This window comes from Pseudomonas tohonis (genome assembly GCF_012767755.2).
GTDB lineage: Bacteria > Pseudomonadota > Gammaproteobacteria > Pseudomonadales > Pseudomonadaceae > Metapseudomonas > Metapseudomonas tohonis.
In genome coordinates this window covers 562,592-584,544 of the sequence record NZ_AP023189.1, presented here as the reverse complement: position 1 = coordinate 584,544, position 21,953 = coordinate 562,592, and the positions used below count along the sequence as shown (strand labels likewise).

Here is a 21,953-nt window from a genome sequence, read left to right as displayed (position 1 = left end):
CTGCGCCGCGGCTTCAAGCCGCGGCACCTCCCTTGGTCAGGCCTGTTCCGGAGCGTCCGGCAGGTTGAAGCCGGATACCGATTTGCGCATCTCGCTGGCCATCTTGGCCAGGTTACCAATGCTCTTGGCGGTAGCAGTGGTACCTGCGGAGGTCTGCGAGGTGATCTCCTGGATCACGTTCATGGTGTTGGAGATATGGCCCGCCGAGGAGGCTTGCTGACGAGCGGCGTTGGAGATGTTCTGGATAAGGGCCGCGAGGGTCTTGGATACCTTCTCGATCTCTTCCAGTGCCACACCGGCGTCCTGCGCCAGGCGAGCACCACGGACCACTTCGGAAGTGGTCTGCTCCATGGAGATAACCGCTTCGTTGGTGTCGGTCTGAATGGTCTTTACCAGGGCCTCGATCTGCTTGGTCGCGGCGGAGGAACGTTCCGCGAGTCGCTGTACCTCGTCCGCTACCACGGCGAAGCCGCGGCCCGCATCACCGGCCATGGACGCCTGGATCGCGGCGTTCAGTGCGAGGATGTTGGTCTGGTCGGCAATGTCGTTGATCAGGCTAACGATGTCACCGATCTCCTGGGACGATTCACCGAGGCGTTTGATCCGCTTCGAGGTGTCCTGGATCTGCTCACGGATGTTATCCATGCCGGTGATGGTGTTATGCACCACTTCGTTGCCCTTGTTGGCGATGGCTACGGAACGTTCCGCTACCGCAGAGGATTCCGAGGCGTTCGCCGATACCTGGTCAATGGACACCGCCATCTCGTTGATCGCCGCGGAGGCGCCGGCGATTTCCTGCGCCTGGTGCTCGGACGCTTCGGCGAGGTGCATCGCGGTGGCCTGGGTTTCCTGGGCCGCCGCCGCTACCTGCACGGCGGTCAGGTTGATGGTCTCCACGAGGTCGCGGAGCTGGTCGATCGAGTAGTTGATCGAGTCCGCGATCGCACCGGTGAAGTCCTCGGTCACGGTCGCGGCAACCGTCAGGTCACCGTCCGCGAGGTCGGCGATTTCGTCGAGCAGTCTCAGAATCGCCGCCTGGTTGCGTTCGTTCTTCTCGGCGGTCTCGGCCAGTCGGCTGCGGGTGGTCTGAACCATGACCAGGCCGATCAGGATGATCGAGCCGAGGGCCAGGGCGCCCAGCACGTAACCGGCGAGGGAGTTGAAGCTACGGCCTTCGGCCTGCTTCTCGAAGCCGCCGGCCAGGGTGGAAGCCTTGTCCAGCAGGGTCTGCGAGCCGGTGAAGATGGTGTTGGCGGATTCACGGACCTGGAACAGTTCGGGCGAGGTTTCGAGGATTTCGTCCACGGAGCCGGAGACGAACTCGAACAGCTCGGAAATTTCCTGCAGACGCTCCAAGGCCTCGTTGTCGGTCACCTTGGAGATTTCCATCGCCGCGTTGCCTTCCAGCATCGCGTTCAGTACGCGACCGAAGAGGCTGGCGTCGCGGCCGAACATGTCGGCGGCCTGGACGGAGTCTTCGTCACCGGCAAGCACCTTGTTCACCGAGCCGAGGATACGTTCGGCCAGCAGCGACTGACGCTGGGCGACCGAGACCTGGTCGGCGGGCGCGCCGCTTTCCAGCAGGATGTCGACCACTTCCTCGTACTCGACCTGCAGCTGCGGAATGGTTTCCGCCAGGGTGGCGGCTACCTGGTGCAGGGACAGAACGGTCTGCTCGCTGGCGAGGATGGCGTCGGAGTTCTGGCGCAGGCTGTTCCAGTCGGCCTGCACCGCATCCATCTCGGCCTTGACGCCTTCGGGAGCAGGCGGCAGCCCCGTGCTCTCGTCGCCGTTGAGGAGGATGTTCCAGCGCTTCTCGAAGTCGTTCCGGGCGTCCTTCAACAGGGCGAAGGCTTCCGCCTTGCCCGCCGCCGCTTCGGTGGCGTTCTTGGCAATACGCTGGGACAGTACGCGCAGTTCACCGGAGTGACCGAGGTATTCCTTGTCGTAGTTCGCCTGGGTGTTCAGGTATGCGAAGTTGGCGAACAGCAGCACGATGGACACGATCAGGACTACGAAGAGCCCCGCGATCAACGTACTACTGCGCGTTCCCGCAAGTAGATTGCCTGCGTTAAGTTTTTTCATTATCGGGCCCCCGCCTGGACCAACAACACAACGATTTCCATGTAACGCCAAAGGGCCGGCATGAACCGGCCCAACCTTGAATCAGCGGCACCATCGGTGCCGCGAACGCAACGGGGAGTCGCCCCGCCACGCTGGATCGCCCCTCCCGGTAACGATCCGCCGCGCCAGGCCGTTGAGCCTGGCGCGGATGAAGCTATACCGCCACGTCGAGGAACACCTGGTGCTGCGCCAGCACGTGTGGGCTGAACACCAGCCAGGGTTGTTCACGCTGGAACACGCCATGGATGAACGGCTGGATGGACGCTTCCAGCGGAGGCAGCTCCTCGGAGAAGGCATCCACCGGGAAATGCTGCATGCCGAAGACTTCGTCGACGATCAGGCCGGCGAATATCTCCTGGTGATCCACCACCAGCACCCGGCGCTGCTTGCGCAGGGGCGACAGCTCGCCACCGAAGAAGCCGCACAGGTCCATGATCGGCAGCAGTCGGCCCCGCACGTTGGCCACGCCCTTGACCCAGGTCTTCACACCCGGCAGCAGCGTGTGCCGCGGCTCGTGAAGCACTTCGCCGACCTCACCCATGGGCGCCACAAACAGGCGCTCGCCCATGCGGAAGCCGATGCCACTCCAGGTCTGCACGGTTTCCTGCTGCGCAGGAAGGCCCGCCGCCAGCGCACGGCAACGCTGGTCGATCTCGAGGAGAAGCTGGAAAGGGGTCTGCGCGTCCGACATGCCGGCCAGGGCCTTCTTTGTTCTAGTTATCAGCAGGCTGAGCCGGCATCAGCCGGCCAGCACCGCATTGAGGGTTTTCAGCAGGGTGTCTTCGTCGATCGGCTTGGTCAGGTAATCCTTCGCGCCCTGGCGTTTGCCCCAGACCTTGTCGGTTTCCTGATCCTTGGTGGTGACGATGATCACCGGGATGTGGCTGGTCTCGGCGTCCTTGGTCAGCTGGCGCGTGGCCTGGAAGCCGTTGAGGCCGGGCATGACGATGTCCATCAGCACGGCATCGGGTTTTTCCTGGCGTGCCAGGGCTACGCCGTCGGCGCCATTCTCGGCCTTGAGTACCTGATGGCCGTGCTTCTCGAGCATGGCGGTCAGTTTGTACATCTCGGTCGGCGAGTCATCAACAATCAGAATACGAGCCATGTTTGTCCCCAATACGGAAAGGCATCACCGGCCATGGGAGGCCGGACTTCAGGAGGCTTGTTCCACCGGGGTGAAATCAGGCACGTGAGTCTTGATCGCGCCGAGCAACTCTTCCTTGCTGAAAGGCTTGGTGAGGTATTGATCGGAACCGACGATGCGACCCTTGGCCTTGTCGAACAGGCCGTCCTTGGAGGACAGCATGATCACCGGGGTGGACTTGAAAGCACTGTTGTTTTTGATCAGGGCGCAGGTCTGATAGCCATCGAGCCGCGGCATCATGATGTCGACGAAGATGATATTGGGGTGGGTGTCGGCGATCTTTGCCAGCGCGTCGAAACCGTCGACGGCCGTGATGACTTCACAACCCACCTTCTTCAGCAGAGTTTCAGCGGTGCGACGAATCGTTTTCGAATCGTCGATCACCATGACCTTCAAACCCTCGGAATGCTGTTCCATGTTCGCCCTACCATCGCCTCGGTGAGTCGTTATTTTGCTTAGTTCAGTGCGCCTGAGGCCCTGTCAGCGACGGGCTACGACCCAATCGTCGGGCCTTTTTAGCACACTCTCCGGACGCAAGCTACAAAGCGCCAGCCTCCGGGAATCCTAGTTCATACGGCGAGGTTTCCCTTGACCGCGACAACCTCCAGCGCCAACCTGAGCGCCTCGTTACCGGGCCTGGAATTCTCCAGCGCCCCTCATCTATTACCAGTCGCGGAGAACACACCCATGAGCGTTCGCCTCGGGATCGTCATGGACCCCATTGCGCACATCTCCTTCAAGAAGGACAGCTCCCTGGCCATGCTGCTGGCAGCCCAGGCCCGCGGATGGTCCCTCTACTATATGGAGCAGCAGGACCTGTACCAGAAAGCCGGCGAGGCCCGCGCCCGCATGCGGCCGCTGAAGGTGTTCGCCGATCCGCAACACTGGTACGAGCTGGAAGACGAGAGCGACGCTCCGCTGAGCGAACTGGACGTCATCCTGATGCGCAAGGACCCGCCCTTCGACAACGAGTTCGTCTATTCGACCTACCTGCTGGAACAGGCCGAACGAGCCGGCGTGCTGGTGGTGAATCGCCCGCAGAGCCTTCGCGACTGCAACGAGAAGTTCTTCGCCACCCTGTTCCCTCAACTGACCCCACCGACACTGGTCAGTCGCAGGGCTGATATTCTGCGCGAGTTTGCGAAAGAGCAGCGTGACATCATTCTCAAACCCCTTGATGGCATGGGCGGATCGATGATCTTTCGTCACCGCGAAGGGGACCCGAACCTTTCCGTCATCCTCGAGACCCTCACCCGCCATGGCGCCGAGCAGATCATGGCGCAGCGCTACCTGCCCGCGATCAAGGACGGCGACAAGCGCATCCTGATGATAGACGGTGAACCGGTGCCCTACTGCCTGGCGCGCATCCCTGCCGCCGGCGAGACCCGCGGCAACCTGGCGGCCGGTGGCCGCGGCGAGGCCCGCCCGCTGTCCGAGCGCGACCGCGAGATCGCCGCCACCGTAGGGCCCGTCCTGCGCGAGAAGGGCCTGCTGTTCGTCGGACTGGACGTGATCGGCGACAGCCTCACCGAGATCAACGTCACCAGCCCGACCTGCATCCGCGAGATCGACGCCGCCTACGACACGCGCATCGGCGAACGACTGATGGACACCATCGCCAGCAAGCTCTCCGCGAACGGGCGCAAGCCCCAAGCTTGATGCAGCTAACAGCTTTGGACATGCAACTTGCAGCCTGCCGCCCCAGTTCGGCAGACTGCGCGCCATCCTGAGCAGACCCGATGTGCGATGAACGCAGCCGCTGACTTTCCCGACTTCCCGTCCTCCGGCGTGCGCCCGGCGGACCGGCTGGGTTTCACCCTGTTCCTCGCGGCCGTCCTGCACGTCGCCTTCATCCTCGGGGTCGGCTTCACCTTTGCCGACCCCAGCCAGATCAGCAAGACGCTGGAAGTCACCCTCGCCACCTTCAAGAGCGACAAGAAGCCCGAGAAGGCCGACTACCTGGCGCAGATGAACCAGCAGGGCAGCGGCACCCTGGAGCACAAGGACACGCCCAAGACCACCGAGCAGGCGCCGTTCCAGGACCAGGAGATCAAGAAGGTCACGCCACCGGCCGCGCCGCAGCAGGCCGCACGCCAGGAAGCCCCCAAGGCCGCCGTCGCCACCACCGCGCCCAAGGTGCAGAAGACCCCGGTCAAGCACGAGGAAGCCAAGCCCGAGCCCGAGGCGCGCCCGGCGCCGGTATTCGACAGCACCCAGCTGTCCTCGGAGATCGCCAGCCTCGAGGCCGAGCTGTCCCAGGAGCGCCAGCTCTATGCCAAGCGCCCGCGCATCCACCGCCTCAACGCGGCCTCGACCATGCGTGACAAGGGGGCCTGGTACAAGGACGACTGGCGCAAGAAGATCGAACGCGTCGGCAACCTCAACTACCCCGAGGAAGCCCGTCGCCAGCGACTCTACGGCAGCCTGCGCCTGCTGGTGTCGATCAACCGCGACGGCACCCTCTATGAAGTGCAGCTCCTGGAGTCATCCGGCCAGCCGGTGCTGGACCAGGCCGCCATGCGCATCGTCCGCCTCGCCGCCCCCTTCGCCCCCTTCACGGGCGATCTGGCCGATATCGACCGCCTGGAAATCATCCGCACCTGGCGCTTCGAGCGCGGCGACCGCCTGTCGAGCAACTGACAGGCCCGGGCGGGCTCACCCGCCCTTGAAGCTTGCGGCGCGAAGGTCGAAACTAGCGCCCATGAAAAGCACCGCGCCCAGCTACCTCAAGCACCATTTCCTGATCGCCATGCCGCACATGGACGATCCCAACTTCGCCCAGACCGTCACCTACCTCGTCGAACACAACGAGCAAGGCGCCATGGGCCTGGTGATCAATCGCCCCAACGGCCTCAGCCTCAGCGACGTGCTCGAACAGCTGCGCCCGGACGTCGACCCGCCCGCCCGCTGCCAGGCCCTGCCGATCTATGCCGGCGGCCCGGTGCAGACCGACCGCGGCTTCGTCCTCCACCCCAGCGGCCTGAGCTTCCAGGCCACCCTGGAGCTGGGCGAACTGGCGCTCTCCACCTCCCAGGACGTGCTCTTCGCCATCGCCGACGGCCAGGGCCCGGAAAAGAGCCTGATCACCCTCGGCTACGCGGGCTGGGACGCCGGCCAGCTCGAAGCCGAGCTCGCCGACAACGCCTGGCTCACCTGCCCCGCCGACCCGGCCATCCTCTTCGACACCGCCGCCGACCAGCGCCTGGCCGCTGCCGCGGCGCGCCTCGGCGTCAACCTCAACCTGCTCACCGCCCAGGCCGGGCACGCCTGATGGCCACCATGCCCCTTCGCCTGCTGCTGGGTTTCGACTACGGCACCAAGCAGATCGGCGTCGCCGTCGGCCAGGCCGTCACCGGCCAGGCCCGTGAACTCTGCGTGCTCAAGGCGCAGAACGGCGTGCCGGACTGGCAAAAGGTCGAGGCCCTGCTCAAGGAATGGCAGCCGGACGCCATCGTCGTCGGCCTGCCCCTGAACATGGACGGCACCCCCAGCGACATGAGCGAGCGCGCACAGAAGTTCGCGCGGCGCCTCAACGGCCGCTTCAACCTGCCGGTCTTCACCCATGACGAACGCCTGACCACCTTCGAAGCCAAGGGCCAGCGGCTCGCCCAGGGCCAACGCGGCGGCTACCGCGAGAACCCCGTCGACGCCCTGGCCGCCGCCCTCCTGCTGGAAGGCTGGCTGGCGGAACACCCCGGACACGAATAGCGAGGAACGCCCATGACCCTGCCCAACCCGGCCGAACTGCTGCCGCAGATGGCCCGCGCGCTGAACGCCCACCTGGCCGCGCGCGGCATCGCCACACCCCGTTTCATCGGCATCCGCACCGGCGGTGTCTGGGTCGCCCAGGCCCTGCTGGCGGAACTGGGCAGCGACGAGCCCCTGGGCACCCTGGACGTCTCCTTCTACCGCGACGACTTCACCCAGAACGGCCTGCACCCGCAGGTGCGCCCGTCCGAGCTGCCGTTCGAGATCGAAGGCCAGCACCTCATCCTCATCGACGACGTGCTGATGAGCGGCCGCACCGTGCGCGCCGCCATGAACGAGCTGTTCGACTACGGCCGCCCGGCCAGCGTGACCCTGGTCAGCCTGCTGGACCTGAACGCCCGCGAGCTGCCGATCCGCCCGGACGTGGTCGGCGCCACCCTGTCGCTCGCCGCCGATGAACGGGTAAAATTGCTCGGCCCCGCGCCGCTCGCCCTCGAGCGCCAGGTCCTCACCCCCGCTTCCTGAAACTCCCGACCCCCAGGGCCTGCCCCATGCCGACAGACGCCAAGCGCCCGCTGCAGCTCAACGACCAGGGCCAGCTGCGCCACTTCCTCTCGCTCGACGGCCTGCCCCGCGAGCTGCTGACGGAAATCCTCGACACCGCCGACTCCTTCCTCGAAGTCGGCGCCCGTGCCGTGAAGAAGGTCCCGCTACTGCGCGGCAAGACCGTGTGCAACGTATTCTTCGAGAACTCCACGCGCACCCGCACCACCTTCGAACTGGCGGCCCAGCGGCTGTCGGCGGACGTGATCACCCTCAACGTCTCCACCTCCTCCACCAGCAAGGGCGAGACGCTGTTCGACACCCTGCGCAACCTGGAGGCGATGGCCGCCGACATGTTCGTGGTGCGCCACGCCGACTCCGGCGCCGCCCACTTCATCGCCGAGCACGTGTGCCCGGACGTGGCCATCATCAACGGCGGCGACGGCCGCCACGCGCACCCGACCCAGGGCATGCTCGACATGCTCACCATCCGCCGCCACAAGGGCGGGTTCGAGAACCTCTCGGTGGCCATCGTCGGCGACATCCTGCATTCGCGCGTGGCGCGCTCGAACATGCTCGCGCTCAAGGCCCTGGGCTGCCCGGACATCCGCGTGGTCGCGCCCAAGACCCTGCTGCCCATCGGCATCGAGCAGTACGGCGTCAGCGTCTACACCGACCTGGCCGAAGGCCTCAAGGACGTCGACGTGGTGATCATGCTGCGCCTGCAACGTGAACGCATGCAGGGCGGCCTGCTGCCCAGCGAAGGCGAGTTCTACCGCCTCTACGGCCTCAGCACCCAGCGCCTGGCGCTGGCCAAGCCGGACGCCATCGTCATGCACCCCGGCCCGATCAACCGTGGCGTGGAGATCGAATCGGCGGTGGCCGACGGCGCCCACTCGGTGATCCTCAACCAGGTCACCTACGGCATCGCCATCCGCATGGCCGTGCTGTCCATGGCCATGAGCGGCCAGAACACCCAACGCCAGATCAACCAGGAAGCCGAGGTGCAGAACTGATGCGTACCCACATCATCGGCGCCCGCCTCATCGATCCCGCCAGCGGTACCGACCAGGTCACCGACCTCTACCTGGAGGCCGGCAAGGTCGCCGGCATCGGCCAGGCGCCCGCCGGCTACGAGGCCGAGCGCAGCATCGACGCCAAGGGCCTGGTCGCCGCGCCCGGCCTGGTGGACCTGAACGCCGCCCTGCGCGAGCCGGGCTACAGCCGCAAGGGCAACATCGACAGCGAGACCCGCGCCGCCGCGGCCGGTGGCGTCACCAGCCTGTGCTGCCCGCCACTGACCCGCCCGGTGCTGGACACCCCCGCCGTGGCCGAGCTGATCCTCGACCGCGCCCGCGAGGCAGGCCACACCAAGGTCTTCCCCATCGGCGCACTGAGCAAGGGTCTGGCCGGCGAACAGCTGGCCGAACTGGTGGCCCTGCGCGACACCGGCTGCGTCGCCTTCTCCAACGGCCTGGCCAGCTTCGACAGCAACCGCACCCTGCGTCGCGCCATGGAATACGCGGCCACGTTCAACCTGACCCTGGTGTTCCACGCCCAGGACGCCTCGCTCGCCGACGGCGGCATGGCCCACGAGGGCGCCACCGCCGGCTTCCTCGGCCTGGCCGGCATCCCCGAGAGCGCGGAGACCGTGGCCCTGGCCCGGGACCTGCTGCTGGTGGAGCAGAGCGGCGTGCGTGCGCACTTCAGCCAGCTCACCAGTGCCCGTGGCGCGCAGATGATCGCCGACGCCCAGGCCCGCGGCCTGCCGGTGACCGCCGACGTCGCGCTGTACCAGCTGCTGCTCACCGACGAGGCGCTGATCGACTTCTCCAGCCTCTACCACGTGCAACCGCCGCTGCGCACCCGCGCCGACCGCGGCGGCCTGCGCGAAGCGGTGAAGAGCGGCGTGATCGGCGCCATCGCCAGCCACCACCAGCCCCACGAAGCCGACGCCAAGCTGGCGCCCTTCGCCGCCACCGAGCCGGGCATCAGCAGCGTCGAACTGCTGCTGCCGCTGGCCCTGAGCCTGGTGGAGGACGGCCTGCTCGACCTGCCCACCCTGCTCGCCCGCCTCACCGCCGGCCCGGCCCGTGCCCTGCGCCTGCCGGTGGGCCGCCTCGCCGTGGGCGCCCCGGCCGACCTGGTGCTGTTCGACCCGGCCGCCCGCACCCGTGCCGGCGAGCAATGGCTGTCCAGGGGCCGCAACAGCCCCTTCATCGGCCAGGACCTGCCGGGCAAGGTGCGCTACACCCTGATGGACGGGCACCTGACCTACCAGGCCTGACCGCCCGAGCATGAAGAAGCCCGCCATCCGGCGGGCTTCTTCGCTCCTGGCCGCTAGACCCGCGCCAGCGCCCGGGCCAGGTCGGCGCGCAGATCCTCGACATCCTCCACGCCCACCGAGAGGCGCACCAGGCTGTCGCCGATGCCCAGTTCGGCGCGGGTCTCGGCGGGGATGGTGGCGTGGGTCATGATCGCCGGATGCTCGATCAGGCTTTCCACACCCCCCAGGCTCTCGGCCAGGGCGAACAGCTCGACGGCCTCGAGGAAGCGCCGTGCACCGGCCAGGTCGGTGGCCAGCTCCAGGGAGATCATCCCACCGAAGCCGCGCATCTGCCGCCGCGCCAGTTCGTGCTGCGGGTGGCTCTCCAGGCCCGGGTAATGCACCCGCGCCACCTGGGGCTGGCGCTCCAGCCAGCGCGCCAGCTCCAGGGCGTTGGCGCAGTGGCGCTCCATGCGCAGGGCCAGGGTCTTGACCCCGCGCAGGGTGAGGAAGGCGTCGAAGGGCCCGGCGATGGCACCCACCGCGTTCTGCAGGAAGCCCAGCCGCTCGCGCAGCGCATCGGCGCGGGCAGCACCACTGACCACCGCCACCCCGCCGATCACGTCCGAGTGGCCGTTGAGGTACTTGGTGGTGGAGTGCACCACGACGTCGAAGCCCAGCTCCAGCGGGCGCTGCACCCAGGGGCTGGCGAAGGTGTTGTCGGCGACGCTGATGATGTCGCGCTCGCGGCACAGCGCGGCGATGGCTTCCAGGTCCGCCAGGCGCAGCAACGGGTTGCTCGGTGTCTCGATCAGCACCATGCGCGTGTCCTCGCGCAGGGCCGCTTCCAGGCGACCGACGTCGGTGAGGTCGGCGAAGGCGAAGCGGTGCCCGGCGCTGCGCTGGCGCACCTTGTCGAAGAGGCGGAAGGTGCCGCCGTAGAGGTCGTTGCCGGAGACGACGTGCGAGCCGGCATCCAGCAGCTCCAGCACCGTGGAGATGGCCGCCAGCCCCGAGGCGAAGGCGAAGGCCTGGGCGCCGCCCTCCAGGTCCGCCACGCAGCGCTCCAGGGCCCAGCGCGTGGGGTTGTGCGAGCGCCCGTAGTCCAGGCCCTTGTGCACGCCGGGGCTCTCCTGGATGAAGGTGGAGTTGGCGTAGATCGGCGGCATGATGGCCCCGGTGGAGGGGTCCGGTGCCTGCCCGGCATGGATCACCCGGGTGGCGAAGGCGCGCCCGGCGCCCTCGTGGTCGTGGCTCATGGCAGTGTCCTCCGCAGGTGGTTGAGCAGGTCGAAACGGGTGATGAGGCCGTGGAAGCCGGCGGCATCGGCGACGATCGCCACCAGGCCGCGATCCAGCACAGCCTCCAGCTCCACCAGGCTGGCGCCCGGCGCCAGGGTCTGCGGCGCGTCGGTCATGGCATCGGCGACCGGTGCGCGAAAGCGTTCGGCATCGGCGTGCACGCTGAGCAGGATGTCCGACTCGTCGATCACCCCCACCAGGCGCGCGCCCTCCAGCACCGGCAACTGCGAGACATCGGCCAGGCGCATGCGCTGGAAGGCGGTGAGCAGGGTGTCGCCCGGGCTGACGCTGACCACCCGCCCCTCCTCGAAGCGCCGCGAGATCAGGTCGCGCAGGTCGCCGTAGCGCTTGCGCGCCAGCAGCCCCTGGTCGCTCATCCACTGGTCGTTGTAGACCTTCGACAGGGAGCGGGTGCCGGTGTCGCAGACGAAGCTGACCACGCGCCTGGGCGTGGTCTGCTCGCGGCAGTAGCGCAGCGCGGCGGCCAGCAGCGTGCCGGTGGAGGAGCCGCCGAGGATGCCCTCGTTGCGCAGCAGCTCTCGGGCGTGGGCGAAGCTCTCCTCGTCGCTGACGGTGTAGGCACGGCGCACGCTGGAGAGATCGGCGATGGCCGGGATGAAGTCCTCGCCGATGCCTTCCACCGCCCAGGAGCCGGGCGTGCCCAGCTCGCCGCTGCGGCTGTACTCGGCGACGATCGAGCCTTGCGGGTCCGCCAGCACCATCTCCAGCTCCGGCTGCACCCGGCGGAAGTAGCGGCTGAGCCCGGTGAGGGTGCCCGCCGAGCCGACCCCGACCACGATGGCGTCGACGTCCTGGCCTGTCTGCTGCCAGATTTCCGGCCCGGTGGTGCTCTCGTGGGCCAGGGGGTTGGCGGGGTTGTTGAACTGGTCGGCGAAGAAGGCGCCGGGTATCTCCGCCGCCAGGCGCGCGGCCTGGTCCTGGTAGTACTCGGGGTGGCCCTTGCCGACGTCGGAGCGGGTGATGTGCACCTCGGCCCCCATGGCCTTGAGGTGCAGCACCTTCTCGGTGGACATCTTGTCCGGCACCACCAGCACCACCCGGTAGCCCTTGGCACGCCCCACCAGGGCCAGCCCCAGGCCGGTGTTGCCGGCGGTGGCCTCGACTATGGTGCCGCCCGGCTTCAGCCGCCCGTCGCGCTCGGCAGCGTTGATCATGGCGATGCCGACGCGATCCTTGATCGAGCCGCCGGGATTCTGCGATTCCAGCTTGAGGAACAGGGTGCAGGGGCCGGTATCGAACCGGCTGACCCGCACCAGGGGTGTGTTGCCGATCAGGTCCAGCACTGCGGGACGCGTCGCGCTCTGCCCAGCCATTCTCGTCTCCTCATGGGACGGCCACATCGGTTTGGACGAGGCGGTCGCACGCAGGTTCAGGGATTGCTGAACATAGACGCCGGAAGGAAGCCCCGCAAAGCGGGGCGCAGGTTCAGCGACGGGCGTTGAGCACCGAGACCTGGGTGTTCAGGGTCCAGAAGTCGTAGAGCACGCCGAGCAGGAAGAAGCCGCCGGTGAACAGGTAGAGGATGCCGGTGATCCACTTGCCCTGGTACATGCGGTGCACGCCGAAGACGCCGAGGAAGGTGAGCAGGATCCAGGCCACGGTGTAGTCGTACGAGCCGGCGTTGAAGCGCAGCGAAGCCTCGCGGTCCATGGACGGGATCAGGAACAGGTCGATGATCCAGCCGATGAAGAACAGGCCGAAGGTGAAGAACCAGATCGTGCCGCTCACCGGCTTGCCGTAGTAGAAGCGGTGGGCGCCGAGGAAGCCGAAAATCCACAGCAGGTAACCGATGAACGTGCTGTGCGTGTCTGGGCGTTGCATGTCTACTCCTCGAGGTCGCGACCATCCGTCGTTGACGGACTTGCGCAGGTTGCAGGGGCGGAAAATACTGTATGCACATACAGCCATCCATAGCCCCCTCCATGGAACTCATCGACAAGCTAACCGTGCTGGCCGACGCCGCCAAGTACGACGTTTCCTGCGCCAGCAGCGCCGCCCCCAAACGCAGCTCGGCAGGCAAGGCCGGCGTCGGCGCCACCAACGGCATGGGCATCTGCCACAGCTTCACGCCCGACGGTCGCTGCGTGGCACTGCTGAAGATCCTGCTGACCAATTTCTGCCTCTACGACTGCCAGTACTGCGTCAACCGCCGCTCCAGCGACGTGCCCCGGGCGCGCTTCACCCCCGAGGAGGTGGTGACCCTGACCCTGGACTTCTACCGGCGCAACTGCATCAGCGGGCTGTTCCTCAGCTCCGGGATCATCCGCTCCTCCGACTACACCATGGAGCAGCTGATCCGCGTCGCCCGCCTGCTGCGCGAAGAGCACCAGTTCCGCGGCTACATCCACCTCAAGACCATCCCCGACGCGGCGCCGGAGCTGATCGCCGAGGCCGGGCGCTACGCCGACCGCCTCAGCGTCAACATCGAGCTGCCCACCGAGGACGGCCTCACCCGCCTCGCCCCGGAGAAGCGCGGCGCACCGATCCGCCGCGCCATGGGGCGCATCCGCCTGGGCGTCGAGGAGGCCAGCGCGGAGAAGCGCGCCCCGGCCTTCGCCCCCGCCGGACAGAGCACGCAGATGATCGTCGGCGCCGACGACACCGACGACCGCACCATCCTCGACACGGCGCAGACGCTGTACGGCGCCTATCGCCTCAAGCGTGTCTACTATTCCGCCTTCAGCCCCATCCCGCAGAGCCCGAAGACCGTGCCCTTCGAGGCACCGCCGCTGCTGCGCGAGCACCGCCTGTACCAGGCCGACTTCCTCCTGCGCGGCTACGGCTTCGCGGTGAACGAGCTGATCGCCACCCCCGGCAACCTGCCGCTGGACATCGACCCCAAGCTGGCCTGGGCCCTGGCCAACCGCGCGCAGTTCCCGCTCGACCTGAACCGCGCGGAGCCCGCGATGATCGCCCGCGTGCCCGGCATCGGCGTGCTCAGCGCCAACCGCCTGGTGGAGCTGCGGCGCGAGCGGCGTATCCGCTACGCCGACGTGGCCCGCCTGCGTTGCGCCATGGAAAAGGCCCGGCCCTTCATCGTCACCCAGGACTACCGCCCCCGCGACGCCACCCTGGAGTCCGCCGTGCTGCGCAAGCGCCTGGGCGATGCGCCCGCACAGCAGGTGGCGCTCTGGTGATGCGCGCCATCCGCTTCGACGGCAGCTTCGCCGGCTGGCGCGAGCAGGCCCGGCAGTTGCTGCTCGAAGGCGTGGAGCCCCAGGCCGTCGACTGGACGCCCGGGTTGTTCGACGGCATCGAGCCGATGCCCGCGCCCGCCGGTACCGCCACGGTGTCCATTCCCCGCGAGCTGCCGGGGTTGCTGGCCGATGCCGCGCGCTTTCGCGCGGGCGACCGTTGGGCATTGCTCTACCAGGTGCTCTGGCGCGTGGCCCAGGGGGATCGCAGCGCCATGCTGGCCGGCGACCGCGACGGCTCCGAGCTGCAGCGGCGGATCAAGGCGGTGCGCCGCGAAGCCCACCACATGCACGCCTTCCTGCGCTTCCGCCCGGGTGACAAGGCTCAGGGCGCACCGGACTACCTGGCCTGGCACGAACCGGCCCACGACGTGCTGGACCTGGGCGCCGAACACTTCGTGCCGCGCATGGGCCGCCACAGCTGGCTGATCGGCACCCCCGAGGGGCTGGCGCATTTCGATGGCGAACGGCTGGTCTACCAGTCGCCCTGCCCGCCCGGGCTGCGCGAGGCCATCGAAGGCCACGACGACCCGAGCGAGGCACTGTGGACGGCCTACTACCGCAGCACCTTCAACCCCGCCCGGCTGAATCCCGAGGTGATGCGCAGCCATATGCCGGCGCGCTTCTGGAAGCACCTGGCCGAAGGCCCGCTGATTCCGCAACTGGTGGCCGATGCGCGCAGCGGCCGGCAGCGCCTGGCACAGGCCCCCGAGGTCGGCGCCCGGCAGGGCAAGGAGGTGCTGATCGCCAGCGATGCCGCACAGCCGGAGCGGGCGGCCGACACGAACCTGGACCAGTGCCGGCGTTGCGATATCTGGCGCAACGCCACCTGCGCGGTGCCGGGCGAGGGGCCGGCGCAGGCGCGGATCATGCTGGTGGGCGAACAACCCGGCGACCAGGAGGACCTGGCCGGTCGCCCCTTCATCGGCCCTGCCGGGCAAGTGCTGCAACGCGCCCTGGCCGAAGCCGGGCTGTCACGGCAGGACCTCTACCTGACCAACGCGGTGAAGCACTTCAAGTGGGAGCCGCGGGGCGGTGCGCTGGGCCGGTCGGCGACCCGCTGGCACGCCACGCCCAAGCCGGCGGAGATCCGCGCCTGCCATCACTGGCTGGCCCAGGAGCTGGACGAACGGCAACCACAGTGGGTGGTGGCGCTGGGGCGCACCGCCCTGGCCTCGCTGCTGGGCCTGCACGACCCGCAGCGCGTACGCCTGGCGGACTTCGTCGGCAGGCCGCTGCGCCATGGAGACCGGTGGATAGTGGTGGCGCCGCACCCTGCGGCGGTGCTGCGCAGCCGCGAGGGCGGTCAGCAGCTGTACGAGGAGTTGGTGGACGCCCTGCGACAGGCGCGGCAGGGCGATGGGCCGGTCAGCGGAAGCGACGGCCCGGGTCTTCCTCCGATACTTCCAGCGACAGGCCACCGCTCATGCTCGTGAGGTGGTCGCCATCGGTCTCGGAACCGAGCTTGATCATCAGGCGCAGGTCGTTCGCCGAGTCGGCGTAGAGCAGTGCGTCTTCGTAGGTGATCTCGCCCTGGGAGTAGAGGGTGTACAGCGCCTGGTCGAAGGTCTGCATGCCCTGCTCGGTGGAACGCTTCATCAGCGGCTTGAGCTCGTGGACCTCGCCCTTGCGGATCAGGTCGGCGGCCAGCGGGGTGTTGATCAGCACCTCGATCACCGCGCGGCGGCCCTTGCCGTCCGGGGTCGGCACCAGTTGCTGGGCGACGATGGCCTTGAGGTTGAGGGACAGGTCCATCCACACCTGCTGCTGCCGGTCGGCGGGGAAGAAGTTGATGATCCGGTCCAGCGCCTGGTTGGCGTTGTTGGCGTGCAGGGTGGCCAGGCACAGGTGGCCGGTTTCGGCGAAGGCCACGGCGTGGTCCATGGTCTCGCGGGTCCGCACCTCGCCGATGAGGATCACGTCCGGCGCCTGGCGCAGGGTGTTCTTCAGCGCCACCTCGAAGGACTCGGTGTCGATGCCCACCTCGCGCTGGGTGACGATGCAGTTCTGGTGCTGGTGGATGTATTCGATCGGGTCTTCGATGGAGATGATGTGGCCGCTGCTGTTCTTGTTGCGGTAGCCGATCATCGCCGCCAGCGAGGTGGACTTGCCGGTGCCGGTGGCGCCGACGAACAGCACCAGGCCACGCTTGGTCAGCGCCAGCTTCTTGAGGATCTCCGGCAGCTTGAGGTCATCCAGGGTGGGGATGTTGGTCTCGATGCGGCGCAGCACCATGCCCACCAGGTTGCGCTGGTAGAAGGCGCTGACGCGGAAACGGCCGATGCCACGGGCGCTGATGGCGAAGTTGCACTCGTGGTTCTCGGCGAAGTCGCGGCGCTGCTGCTCGTTCATCACCGCGAGGACGGTCTCGCGGGTCTGCTCCGGGGACATGGCGTTCTTGGTCACGGGCATGATCTTGCCGTTGACCTTCATCGACGGGGGGACGCCGGCGGTGATGAACAGGTCGGAGCCGCCCTTCTCGACCATCAGGCGCAACAGTTTCTCGAATTCCATGGTCTTTCTCGCAGTGAACGTGCCGGTCGCCTGGGGCGACGCCGAAAGCCCCGATGATCGGGGTTGCCGTCGCGGCGCGAGGCCGCGCTACGGCGAAACGGGCGCCCCGACCGGGGTACCCGCCGCTGGTTAGAAGTTTTCCGGGCTCTTGGCCTTCTCGCGAGCGCTTTCGCGGCTCACCAGGCCCTTGGCCACCAGGCCCTTGAGGCAGCTGTCCAGGGTCTGCATGCCGAGGCCACCGCCGGTCTGGATGGCGGAATACATCTGCGCCACCTTGTCCTCGCGGATCAGGTTACGGATGGCCGGGGTGCCGATCATGATTTCGTGGGCCGCCACGCGACCGCCGCCGATCTTCTTCAGCAGGGTCTGGGAAATGACCGACTGGAGGGATTCGGAAAGCATCGAGCGGACCATCGACTTCTCCTCGGCCGGGAACACGTCGACCACCCGGTCGATGGTCTTGGCGGCGGAGGTGGTGTGCAGGGTGCCGAACACCAGGTGGCCGGTTTCCGCGGCGGTCAGCGCCAGGCGGATGGTCTCCAGGTCGCGCATCTCGCCCACCAGGATGATGTCCGGGTCTTCCCGCAGGGCCGAGCGCAGGGCTTCGTTGAAGCCGAGGGTGTCGCGGTGCACCTCGCGCTGGTTGATCAGGCACTTCTTCGATTCGTGGACGAATTCGATGGGGTCCTCGACCGTGAGGATGTGGTGGTACTTGGTGCCGTTGAGGTAGTCGAGCATCGCCGCCAGGGTGGTGGACTTGCCCGAACCGGTCGGCCCGGTCACCAGCACCAGGCCGCGCGGCACGTCGGAGATCTTCTTGAAGATCTCGCCCATGCCCAGGTCCTCCATGCTCAGCACCTTCGAGGGAATGGTACGGAACACGGCGCCGGCGCCACGGTTCTGGTTGAAGGCGTTGACCCGGAAACGCGCCACGCCAGGGACTTCGAAGGAGAAGTCGGTCTCGAGGAACTCCTCGTAGTCCTTGCGCTGCTTGTCATTCATGATGTCGTAGATCAGCGCGTGCACCTGCTTGTGGTCCATGGCCGGCAGGTTGATGCGGCGCACGTCACCATCGACGCGGATCATCGGCGGCAGGCCGGCAGAGAGATGCAGGTCGGATGCGCCCTGCTTCGCGCTGAAGGCGAGCAGCTCAGTAATATCCATGGGACTCCCCAATTCCAAGCGGTTAGAATGCCGCAGACCCACTCAGGCCGGGCTGTAGAGCGCAGGTAATGTCCACGATAGCAGAGAATATTGCAAAGGTTCGCACGCGTATCCGTGAGGCGGCGCAAGCCTCGGAGCGTGATTTTTCCGCCATCGGCCTGCTGGCCGTGAGCAAGACCAAACCGGCGACCGCGATCCGCGAAGCGCACGCCTGTGGCGTCGTCGATTTCGGCGAGAACTACCTGCAGGAGGCCCTGGCCAAGCAGCAGGAACTCACCGACCTGCCATTGACCTGGCATTTCATCGGCCCCATCCAGTCGAACAAGACCAAGCCCATCGCCGAGCACTTCCACTGGGTGCACTCGGTGGACCGCCTGAAGATCGCCGAACGCCTCTCTGCGCAACGCACGGCCGGCCTCGCGCCGCTGAACGTCTGCCTGCAGGTGAACGTCAGCGGCGAGGCGAGCAAGTCCGGCTGCGCCCCCGAGGAGCTGCCGGCCCTGGCGGCGGCGGTCTCGACCCTGCCGAACCTGCGCCTGCGCGGGCTGATGGCCATCCCCGAACCCACGGAGGACCGGGCCGAGCAGCACGCCGCCTTCGCCCGCCTCCGGCAGCTTGCACACTCACTGGACCTGCCACTGGACACCCTGTCCATGGGCATGAGCCACGATCTCGAAGCGGCCATAGCCGAAGGTGCCACCTGGGTCCGCATCGGTACGGCCCTGTTCGGCGCCCGCGACTACGGCCAGCCCGCACAGCAATAAGGAAGGAAGCATTCATGAGCACTACCCGCATCGCGTTCATCGGCGCCGGCAACATGGCCGCCAGCCTGATAGGCGGCCTGCGCGCCCAGGGCGTCCCGGCCAGCCATATCCGCGCCAGCGATCCCGGCGCCGAGCAGCGCGCCAAGGTGGCCGCCGAGCACGGCATCGAGGTGGTGGAAAGCAACGCCGAGGCGGTGCGTGACGCCGACGTGGTGGTCCTGGCCACCAAGCCCCAGGTGATGAAGGCCGTGTGCGAAGCCCTCGCGCCGAGCCTGTCCGCCGGGCAGCTGATCGTCTCCATCGCCGCCGGCATCCCCTGCGCCAGCCTCGCGCGCTGGCTGGGCGTCGACGCCATCGTGCGCTGCATGCCCAACACCCCGGCGCTGCTGGGTGAGGGCGCCAGCGGCCTGTACGCCACCGCCGCGGTCAGCGCCGAACAGCGCCAGCAGGCCGAGCAGTTGCTCAACGCCGTGGGCATCGCCCTGTGGCTGGACGAAGAGAAGCAGATCGACGCCGTCACCGCGGTTTCCGGCAGCGGCCCGGCCTATTTCTTCCTGCTCATGGAGGCCATGACCGCCGCCGGCGAGAAGCTCGGCCTGAGCCCGGACGTCGCCGCCCGCCTGACCCTGCAGACCGCCCTCGGCGCCGCGCGCATGGCGGTGGCCAGCGATGTCGGCCCGGCCGAACTGCGCCGCCGCGTGACCTCGCCCAACGGCACCACCGAGGCGGCCATCAAGTCCTTCCAGGGCAACGCCTTCGAGTCCCTGGTGGAGCAGGCGCTGCAGGCCGCCGACCAGCGCTCCGCCGAGCTGGCGGAACAACTGGGCCAGTGACCGCCATGCGCCCGCCGTCGCTGCGACACCTGCGCTCCCCGCTGGAGCGCGCCACTGCGGGCGCAGCCTTGCTGACCCTGGCCGTCTTGTCCGGCAACGCCGCACAGGCTGCCGACTGCCCCGCCCCCGTGGCATCGGAACAGACGGTGGCCGCCGCCCAGCAGGAACTGCAGCGCCGCCTCGACGAGCGCACCGGCGAACTCGACGACGCCCTCGCCGCGCCCCTGGTGGCGGCACTGGATGCCTACAAGGAAGCGCTCGCCAGCGCGATCGACGCGCAACTGGCCTGCAGCGACGAAGCCGTCGACCCCGCGGCCCTGCAGGCGCAACTCGCCTCGCACCTGGCACCCGGCGACGGCGAAACCGGGACGGACGACGAAGGCACCGTTTTCGTGGTGCGCCGCGAGGACGCGCCCGATCCCATGCTGCTGGTCAACGCCGGCTTCGGCATCCCCTGCGGCGACGACAACCTGCTGCTCGGCTACAGCCGCGAGGACGGCCGCTGGGTGCGCAGCCTGGATTGGCGCAGCAAGGGCTATACCGAGATTTCCGGGGCCAACGGCGACTTCTTCCGCTTCCTGCGCCTTTCCGGCGGGCAGCTGGTGATCGCCCACGGCACGCCCTGGTGCACCTCGCGCTGGAGCCGCCTGGCCATCGATGTCGTCCAGCCGCGCCAGGGCGGCGAGCCCCAGCGCGTCCTCGACCACCTCGAGCACGGCTATGTGCGCGACGAGGTGGAGACCCGCCTCAAACCCACCCCGGATGGCTTCGAGCTGCGTACCGAAGTGGGCATGCTGGATGTGGACCTGCTCACCCGCCCCGGCATCCTCCGCTATCGCCTGGACGGCGAGGCGCTGCACCGGGTGCAGCCCGCCGCCAGGAGCGGCCGCGACTTCGTCGACGAGTGGCTGCAGGTGGGTGCGGAAACCGCCCGGGAATGGAGCGACCCGGACACCGCCAGCGACGCCCTCGCCGCCCGCGAGCGCCTGCTGGCCCTGGAAGCGCGGCGCGACGTGACCCTCAACTACGGCGCCGTGCGTGGCTGCAAGGCCGCGCCGGAGCGCTTCCAGGTGGAAGTGGAGCTGAGCAGCGAGCAGCCCCTGGAGGACGGCGACCACCGCTACCTGACGATCCGCCAGGAGCCCGGCGGCTTCACCCTGCTGTCGGTGAGCGACGCGGCGGACCCGGGTTGCCAGGGGCCCGACCTGATGGCGGGGCGCTGAGAAAACCGCCATGCATACAGCCCGCAACAGATTTTCGCGACTGCCGGCGACGAATTCCCTACATTATTCCCACGCAACCCCGTGGCACGCCGATCGCGCCATGCGCCCCGTGCTCGTCCATCGGGTCCCAACGCCCACAAGGAACGCCTAATGACCGGACTTTCCACCGCCGCCATCTACGTCATCCAGACCCTCGGCAGCCTGTACCTGCTGATCGTCCTGCTGCGCTTCATCCTGCAACTGGTGCGCGCCGACTTCTACAACCCCCTCAGCCAGTTCATCGTGCGCGCCACCAAGCCGCTGCTGAACCCCCTGCGCAAGGTCATCCCCGGCTTCGGCGGGCTGGACCTGGCCTCCCTGGTGCTGGCCATCCTGATCCAGCTGCTGCTGATGATCGTCACCCTGGTCCTGATGGGCTACGGCGTCGCCGGCTACGTCCTGCAACTGCTGGTCTGGTCGCTGATCGCGGTGACCTCGCTGTTCATCAAGGTGTTCTTCTTCGCCATGATCATCAGCGTGATCCTCTCCTGGGTCGCCCCCAACAGCTACAACCCCGGCGCCCAGCTGGTGAACCAGATCTGCGAACCGCTGCTGGCGCCCTTCCGCAAGCTGCTGCCCAACCTGGGCGGCCTGGACATCTCGCCGATCTTCGCCTTCATCGCCCTGCGCCTGATCGACATGCTGGTGATCGGCAACCTGGCGGTGATGACCGGGATGCCGAAGATCCTCAGCCCCTTCATGTGATGAGCTTCTTTCGCTGGGACGGCGAGGACCTGGTCCTCGACGTCCACCTGCAGCCCAAGGCGAGCCGCGACGAATTCGCCGGGCTGCATGGCGAACGCCTGAAGATCCGCCTCACCGCGCCGCCGGTCGAAGGCAAGGCCAACGCCCACCTGATGGCCTTCCTCGGCCAGGCCTTCGGCGTCGCCAAGAGCCTGGTGAGCCTGGAGAGCGGCGAGCTGAACCGGCAGAAGCGCGTGCGCATCCGCCACCCGCAGAAGCTCCCGGACCTGCCCGGACTGACCGCTCGCCCCCTCTGACAGACCTTAAGGCGGGAGGCGGGGCGAGCCGATTGACGGCGCTGCCGAGCCCCGGATAATGCGAGACATTCCTCCGCTCGCGCCATTCAGGGGCGGGCCGCCCGGCCAGGGCAA

Annotated in this window: 23 protein-coding genes; 14 read left to right on the top strand and 9 right to left on the bottom strand. The window is 67.7% G+C overall.

All coding sequences use genetic code 11. From position 1 onward, the window contains the following. Positions 1 to 36: 36 nt before the first annotated feature. The 4 genes from HSX14_RS02755 to pilG form a co-directional block, all read right to left on the bottom strand. A complete protein-coding gene (locus HSX14_RS02755) occupies positions 37 to 2,085 on the bottom strand; it encodes a methyl-accepting chemotaxis protein (protein WP_173175048.1) in 2,049 nt (682 codons plus the stop codon). A 193-nt stretch (positions 2,086 to 2,278) separates the two neighbouring features. Next, positions 2,279 to 2,815 carry a chemotaxis protein CheW gene (locus HSX14_RS02750; RefSeq protein WP_173175050.1) on the bottom strand — a complete coding sequence of 179 codons (537 nt, stop codon included), beginning with the start codon at positions 2,813 to 2,815 and terminating at the stop codon, positions 2,279 to 2,281. 48 nt (positions 2,816 to 2,863) lie between these two features. Further along, a complete protein-coding gene (pilH, locus tag HSX14_RS02745; protein WP_003458790.1) occupies positions 2,864 to 3,229 on the bottom strand; it encodes a twitching motility response regulator PilH in 366 nt (121 codons plus the stop codon). 48 nt (positions 3,230 to 3,277) lie between these two features. Next, a complete protein-coding gene (pilG, locus tag HSX14_RS02740) occupies positions 3,278 to 3,685 on the bottom strand; it encodes a twitching motility response regulator PilG (protein ID WP_021218373.1) in 408 nt (135 codons plus the stop codon). Between the two features lie 270 nt (positions 3,686 to 3,955). On the opposite strand from pilG, the gene gshB reads away from it, so the two are divergent. The 7 genes from gshB (at position 3,956) to HSX14_RS02705 (ending at position 9,806) form a co-directional block, all read left to right on the top strand. Then, the gene (gshB, locus tag HSX14_RS02735; protein ID WP_173175052.1) at positions 3,956 to 4,927 is read left to right on the top strand and encodes a glutathione synthase; all 972 of its coding nucleotides are present in this window, start codon (positions 3,956 to 3,958) and stop codon (positions 4,925 to 4,927) included. Positions 4,928 to 5,014: 87 nt separating this feature from the next. Further along, positions 5,015 to 5,908, top strand: a complete 894-nt coding sequence (locus tag HSX14_RS02730; RefSeq protein ID WP_173175054.1) for an energy transducer TonB — start codon at positions 5,015 to 5,017, stop codon at positions 5,906 to 5,908. A 61-nt stretch (positions 5,909 to 5,969) separates the two neighbouring features. Further along, positions 5,970 to 6,539 carry a YqgE/AlgH family protein gene (locus HSX14_RS02725; RefSeq protein WP_173175056.1) on the top strand — a complete coding sequence of 190 codons (570 nt, stop codon included), beginning with the start codon at positions 5,970 to 5,972 and terminating at the stop codon, positions 6,537 to 6,539. Continuing rightward, positions 6,539 to 6,976, top strand: a complete 438-nt coding sequence (ruvX, locus tag HSX14_RS02720; protein WP_373874685.1) for a Holliday junction resolvase RuvX — start codon at positions 6,539 to 6,541, stop codon at positions 6,974 to 6,976. Before HSX14_RS02725 ends, ruvX begins: the two co-directional genes overlap by 1 nt. Positions 6,977 to 6,988: 12 nt before the next feature. After that, on the top strand, positions 6,989 to 7,501 hold the full coding sequence (pyrR, locus tag HSX14_RS02715) for a bifunctional pyr operon transcriptional regulator/uracil phosphoribosyltransferase PyrR (protein WP_173175058.1): 513 nt from the start codon (positions 6,989 to 6,991) through the stop codon (positions 7,499 to 7,501). A 26-nt stretch (positions 7,502 to 7,527) separates the two neighbouring features. Then, positions 7,528 to 8,535 (top strand): aspartate carbamoyltransferase catalytic subunit, encoded by a 1,008-nt coding sequence (locus HSX14_RS02710; protein WP_173175060.1) that lies wholly within the window; start codon positions 7,528 to 7,530, stop codon positions 8,533 to 8,535. After that, entirely contained in the window at positions 8,535 to 9,806 is a 1,272-nt protein-coding gene (locus HSX14_RS02705) for a dihydroorotase (protein ID WP_173175062.1), read from the top strand. The genes HSX14_RS02710 and HSX14_RS02705 overlap by 1 nt, the downstream gene beginning before the upstream one ends. A 53-nt stretch (positions 9,807 to 9,859) precedes the next feature. On the opposite strand, the gene HSX14_RS02700 is transcribed toward HSX14_RS02705, so the two are convergent. The 3 genes from HSX14_RS02700 to HSX14_RS02690 form a co-directional block, all read right to left on the bottom strand. Further along, positions 9,860 to 11,044, bottom strand: coding sequence for a trans-sulfuration enzyme family protein (locus HSX14_RS02700; protein WP_173175064.1), 1,185 nt, complete (start codon positions 11,042 to 11,044; stop codon positions 9,860 to 9,862). Next, on the bottom strand, positions 11,041 to 12,420 hold the full coding sequence (locus HSX14_RS02695) for a pyridoxal-phosphate dependent enzyme (RefSeq protein ID WP_173175066.1): 1,380 nt from the start codon (positions 12,418 to 12,420) through the stop codon (positions 11,041 to 11,043). Before HSX14_RS02695 ends, HSX14_RS02700 begins: the two co-directional genes overlap by 4 nt. 112 nt (positions 12,421 to 12,532) lie before the next feature. After that, positions 12,533 to 12,928 (bottom strand): NINE protein, encoded by a 396-nt coding sequence (locus HSX14_RS02690; protein ID WP_173175068.1) that lies wholly within the window; start codon positions 12,926 to 12,928, stop codon positions 12,533 to 12,535. A 101-nt stretch (positions 12,929 to 13,029) separates the two neighbouring features. Here HSX14_RS02690 and HSX14_RS02685 point away from each other — a divergent pair, with 101 nt between their 5' ends. Continuing rightward, on the top strand, positions 13,030 to 14,244 hold the full coding sequence (locus HSX14_RS02685) for a putative DNA modification/repair radical SAM protein (RefSeq protein WP_173175070.1): 1,215 nt from the start codon (positions 13,030 to 13,032) through the stop codon (positions 14,242 to 14,244). Beyond that, on the top strand, positions 14,244 to 15,737 hold the full coding sequence (locus tag HSX14_RS02680; RefSeq protein WP_173175265.1) for a UdgX family uracil-DNA binding protein: 1,494 nt from the start codon (positions 14,244 to 14,246) through the stop codon (positions 15,735 to 15,737). The genes HSX14_RS02685 and HSX14_RS02680 overlap by 1 nt, the downstream gene beginning before the upstream one ends. Here HSX14_RS02680 and HSX14_RS02675 read toward each other — a convergent pair. Next, the gene (locus HSX14_RS02675; protein ID WP_111262597.1) at positions 15,670 to 16,815 is read right to left on the bottom strand and encodes a PilT/PilU family type 4a pilus ATPase; all 1,146 of its coding nucleotides are present in this window, start codon (positions 16,813 to 16,815) and stop codon (positions 15,670 to 15,672) included. The two genes, HSX14_RS02680 and HSX14_RS02675, sit on opposite strands and share 68 nt — an antisense overlap. Before the next feature lie 129 nt (positions 16,816 to 16,944). Beyond that, complete coding sequence (gene pilT / locus HSX14_RS02670; RefSeq protein ID WP_111262598.1) at positions 16,945 to 17,979, bottom strand: type IV pilus twitching motility protein PilT; 1,035 nt, start codon at positions 17,977 to 17,979, stop codon at positions 16,945 to 16,947. Between the two features lie 68 nt (positions 17,980 to 18,047). On the opposite strand from pilT, the gene HSX14_RS02665 reads away from it, so the two are divergent. The 5 genes from HSX14_RS02665 (at position 18,048) to HSX14_RS02645 (ending at position 21,839) form a co-directional block, all read left to right on the top strand. Continuing rightward, positions 18,048 to 18,743 carry a YggS family pyridoxal phosphate-dependent enzyme gene (locus tag HSX14_RS02665; RefSeq protein ID WP_173175072.1) on the top strand — a complete coding sequence of 232 codons (696 nt, stop codon included), beginning with the start codon at positions 18,048 to 18,050 and terminating at the stop codon, positions 18,741 to 18,743. Positions 18,744 to 18,757: 14 nt separating this feature from the next. Further along, positions 18,758 to 19,576, top strand: coding sequence for a pyrroline-5-carboxylate reductase (gene proC / locus HSX14_RS02660; protein WP_173175073.1), 819 nt, complete (start codon positions 18,758 to 18,760; stop codon positions 19,574 to 19,576). A gap of 5 nt (positions 19,577 to 19,581) precedes the next feature. Further along, positions 19,582 to 20,799 (top strand): hypothetical protein, encoded by a 1,218-nt coding sequence (locus HSX14_RS02655; protein WP_197970208.1) that lies wholly within the window; start codon positions 19,582 to 19,584, stop codon positions 20,797 to 20,799. A 150-nt stretch (positions 20,800 to 20,949) separates the two neighbouring features. Further along, entirely contained in the window at positions 20,950 to 21,543 is a 594-nt protein-coding gene (locus HSX14_RS02650; RefSeq protein WP_173175076.1) for a YggT family protein, read from the top strand. Further along, positions 21,543 to 21,839 (top strand): DUF167 domain-containing protein, encoded by a 297-nt coding sequence (locus tag HSX14_RS02645; RefSeq protein WP_173175078.1) that lies wholly within the window; start codon positions 21,543 to 21,545, stop codon positions 21,837 to 21,839. Before HSX14_RS02650 ends, HSX14_RS02645 begins: the two co-directional genes overlap by 1 nt. Positions 21,840 to 21,953: the final 114 nt, after the last annotated feature.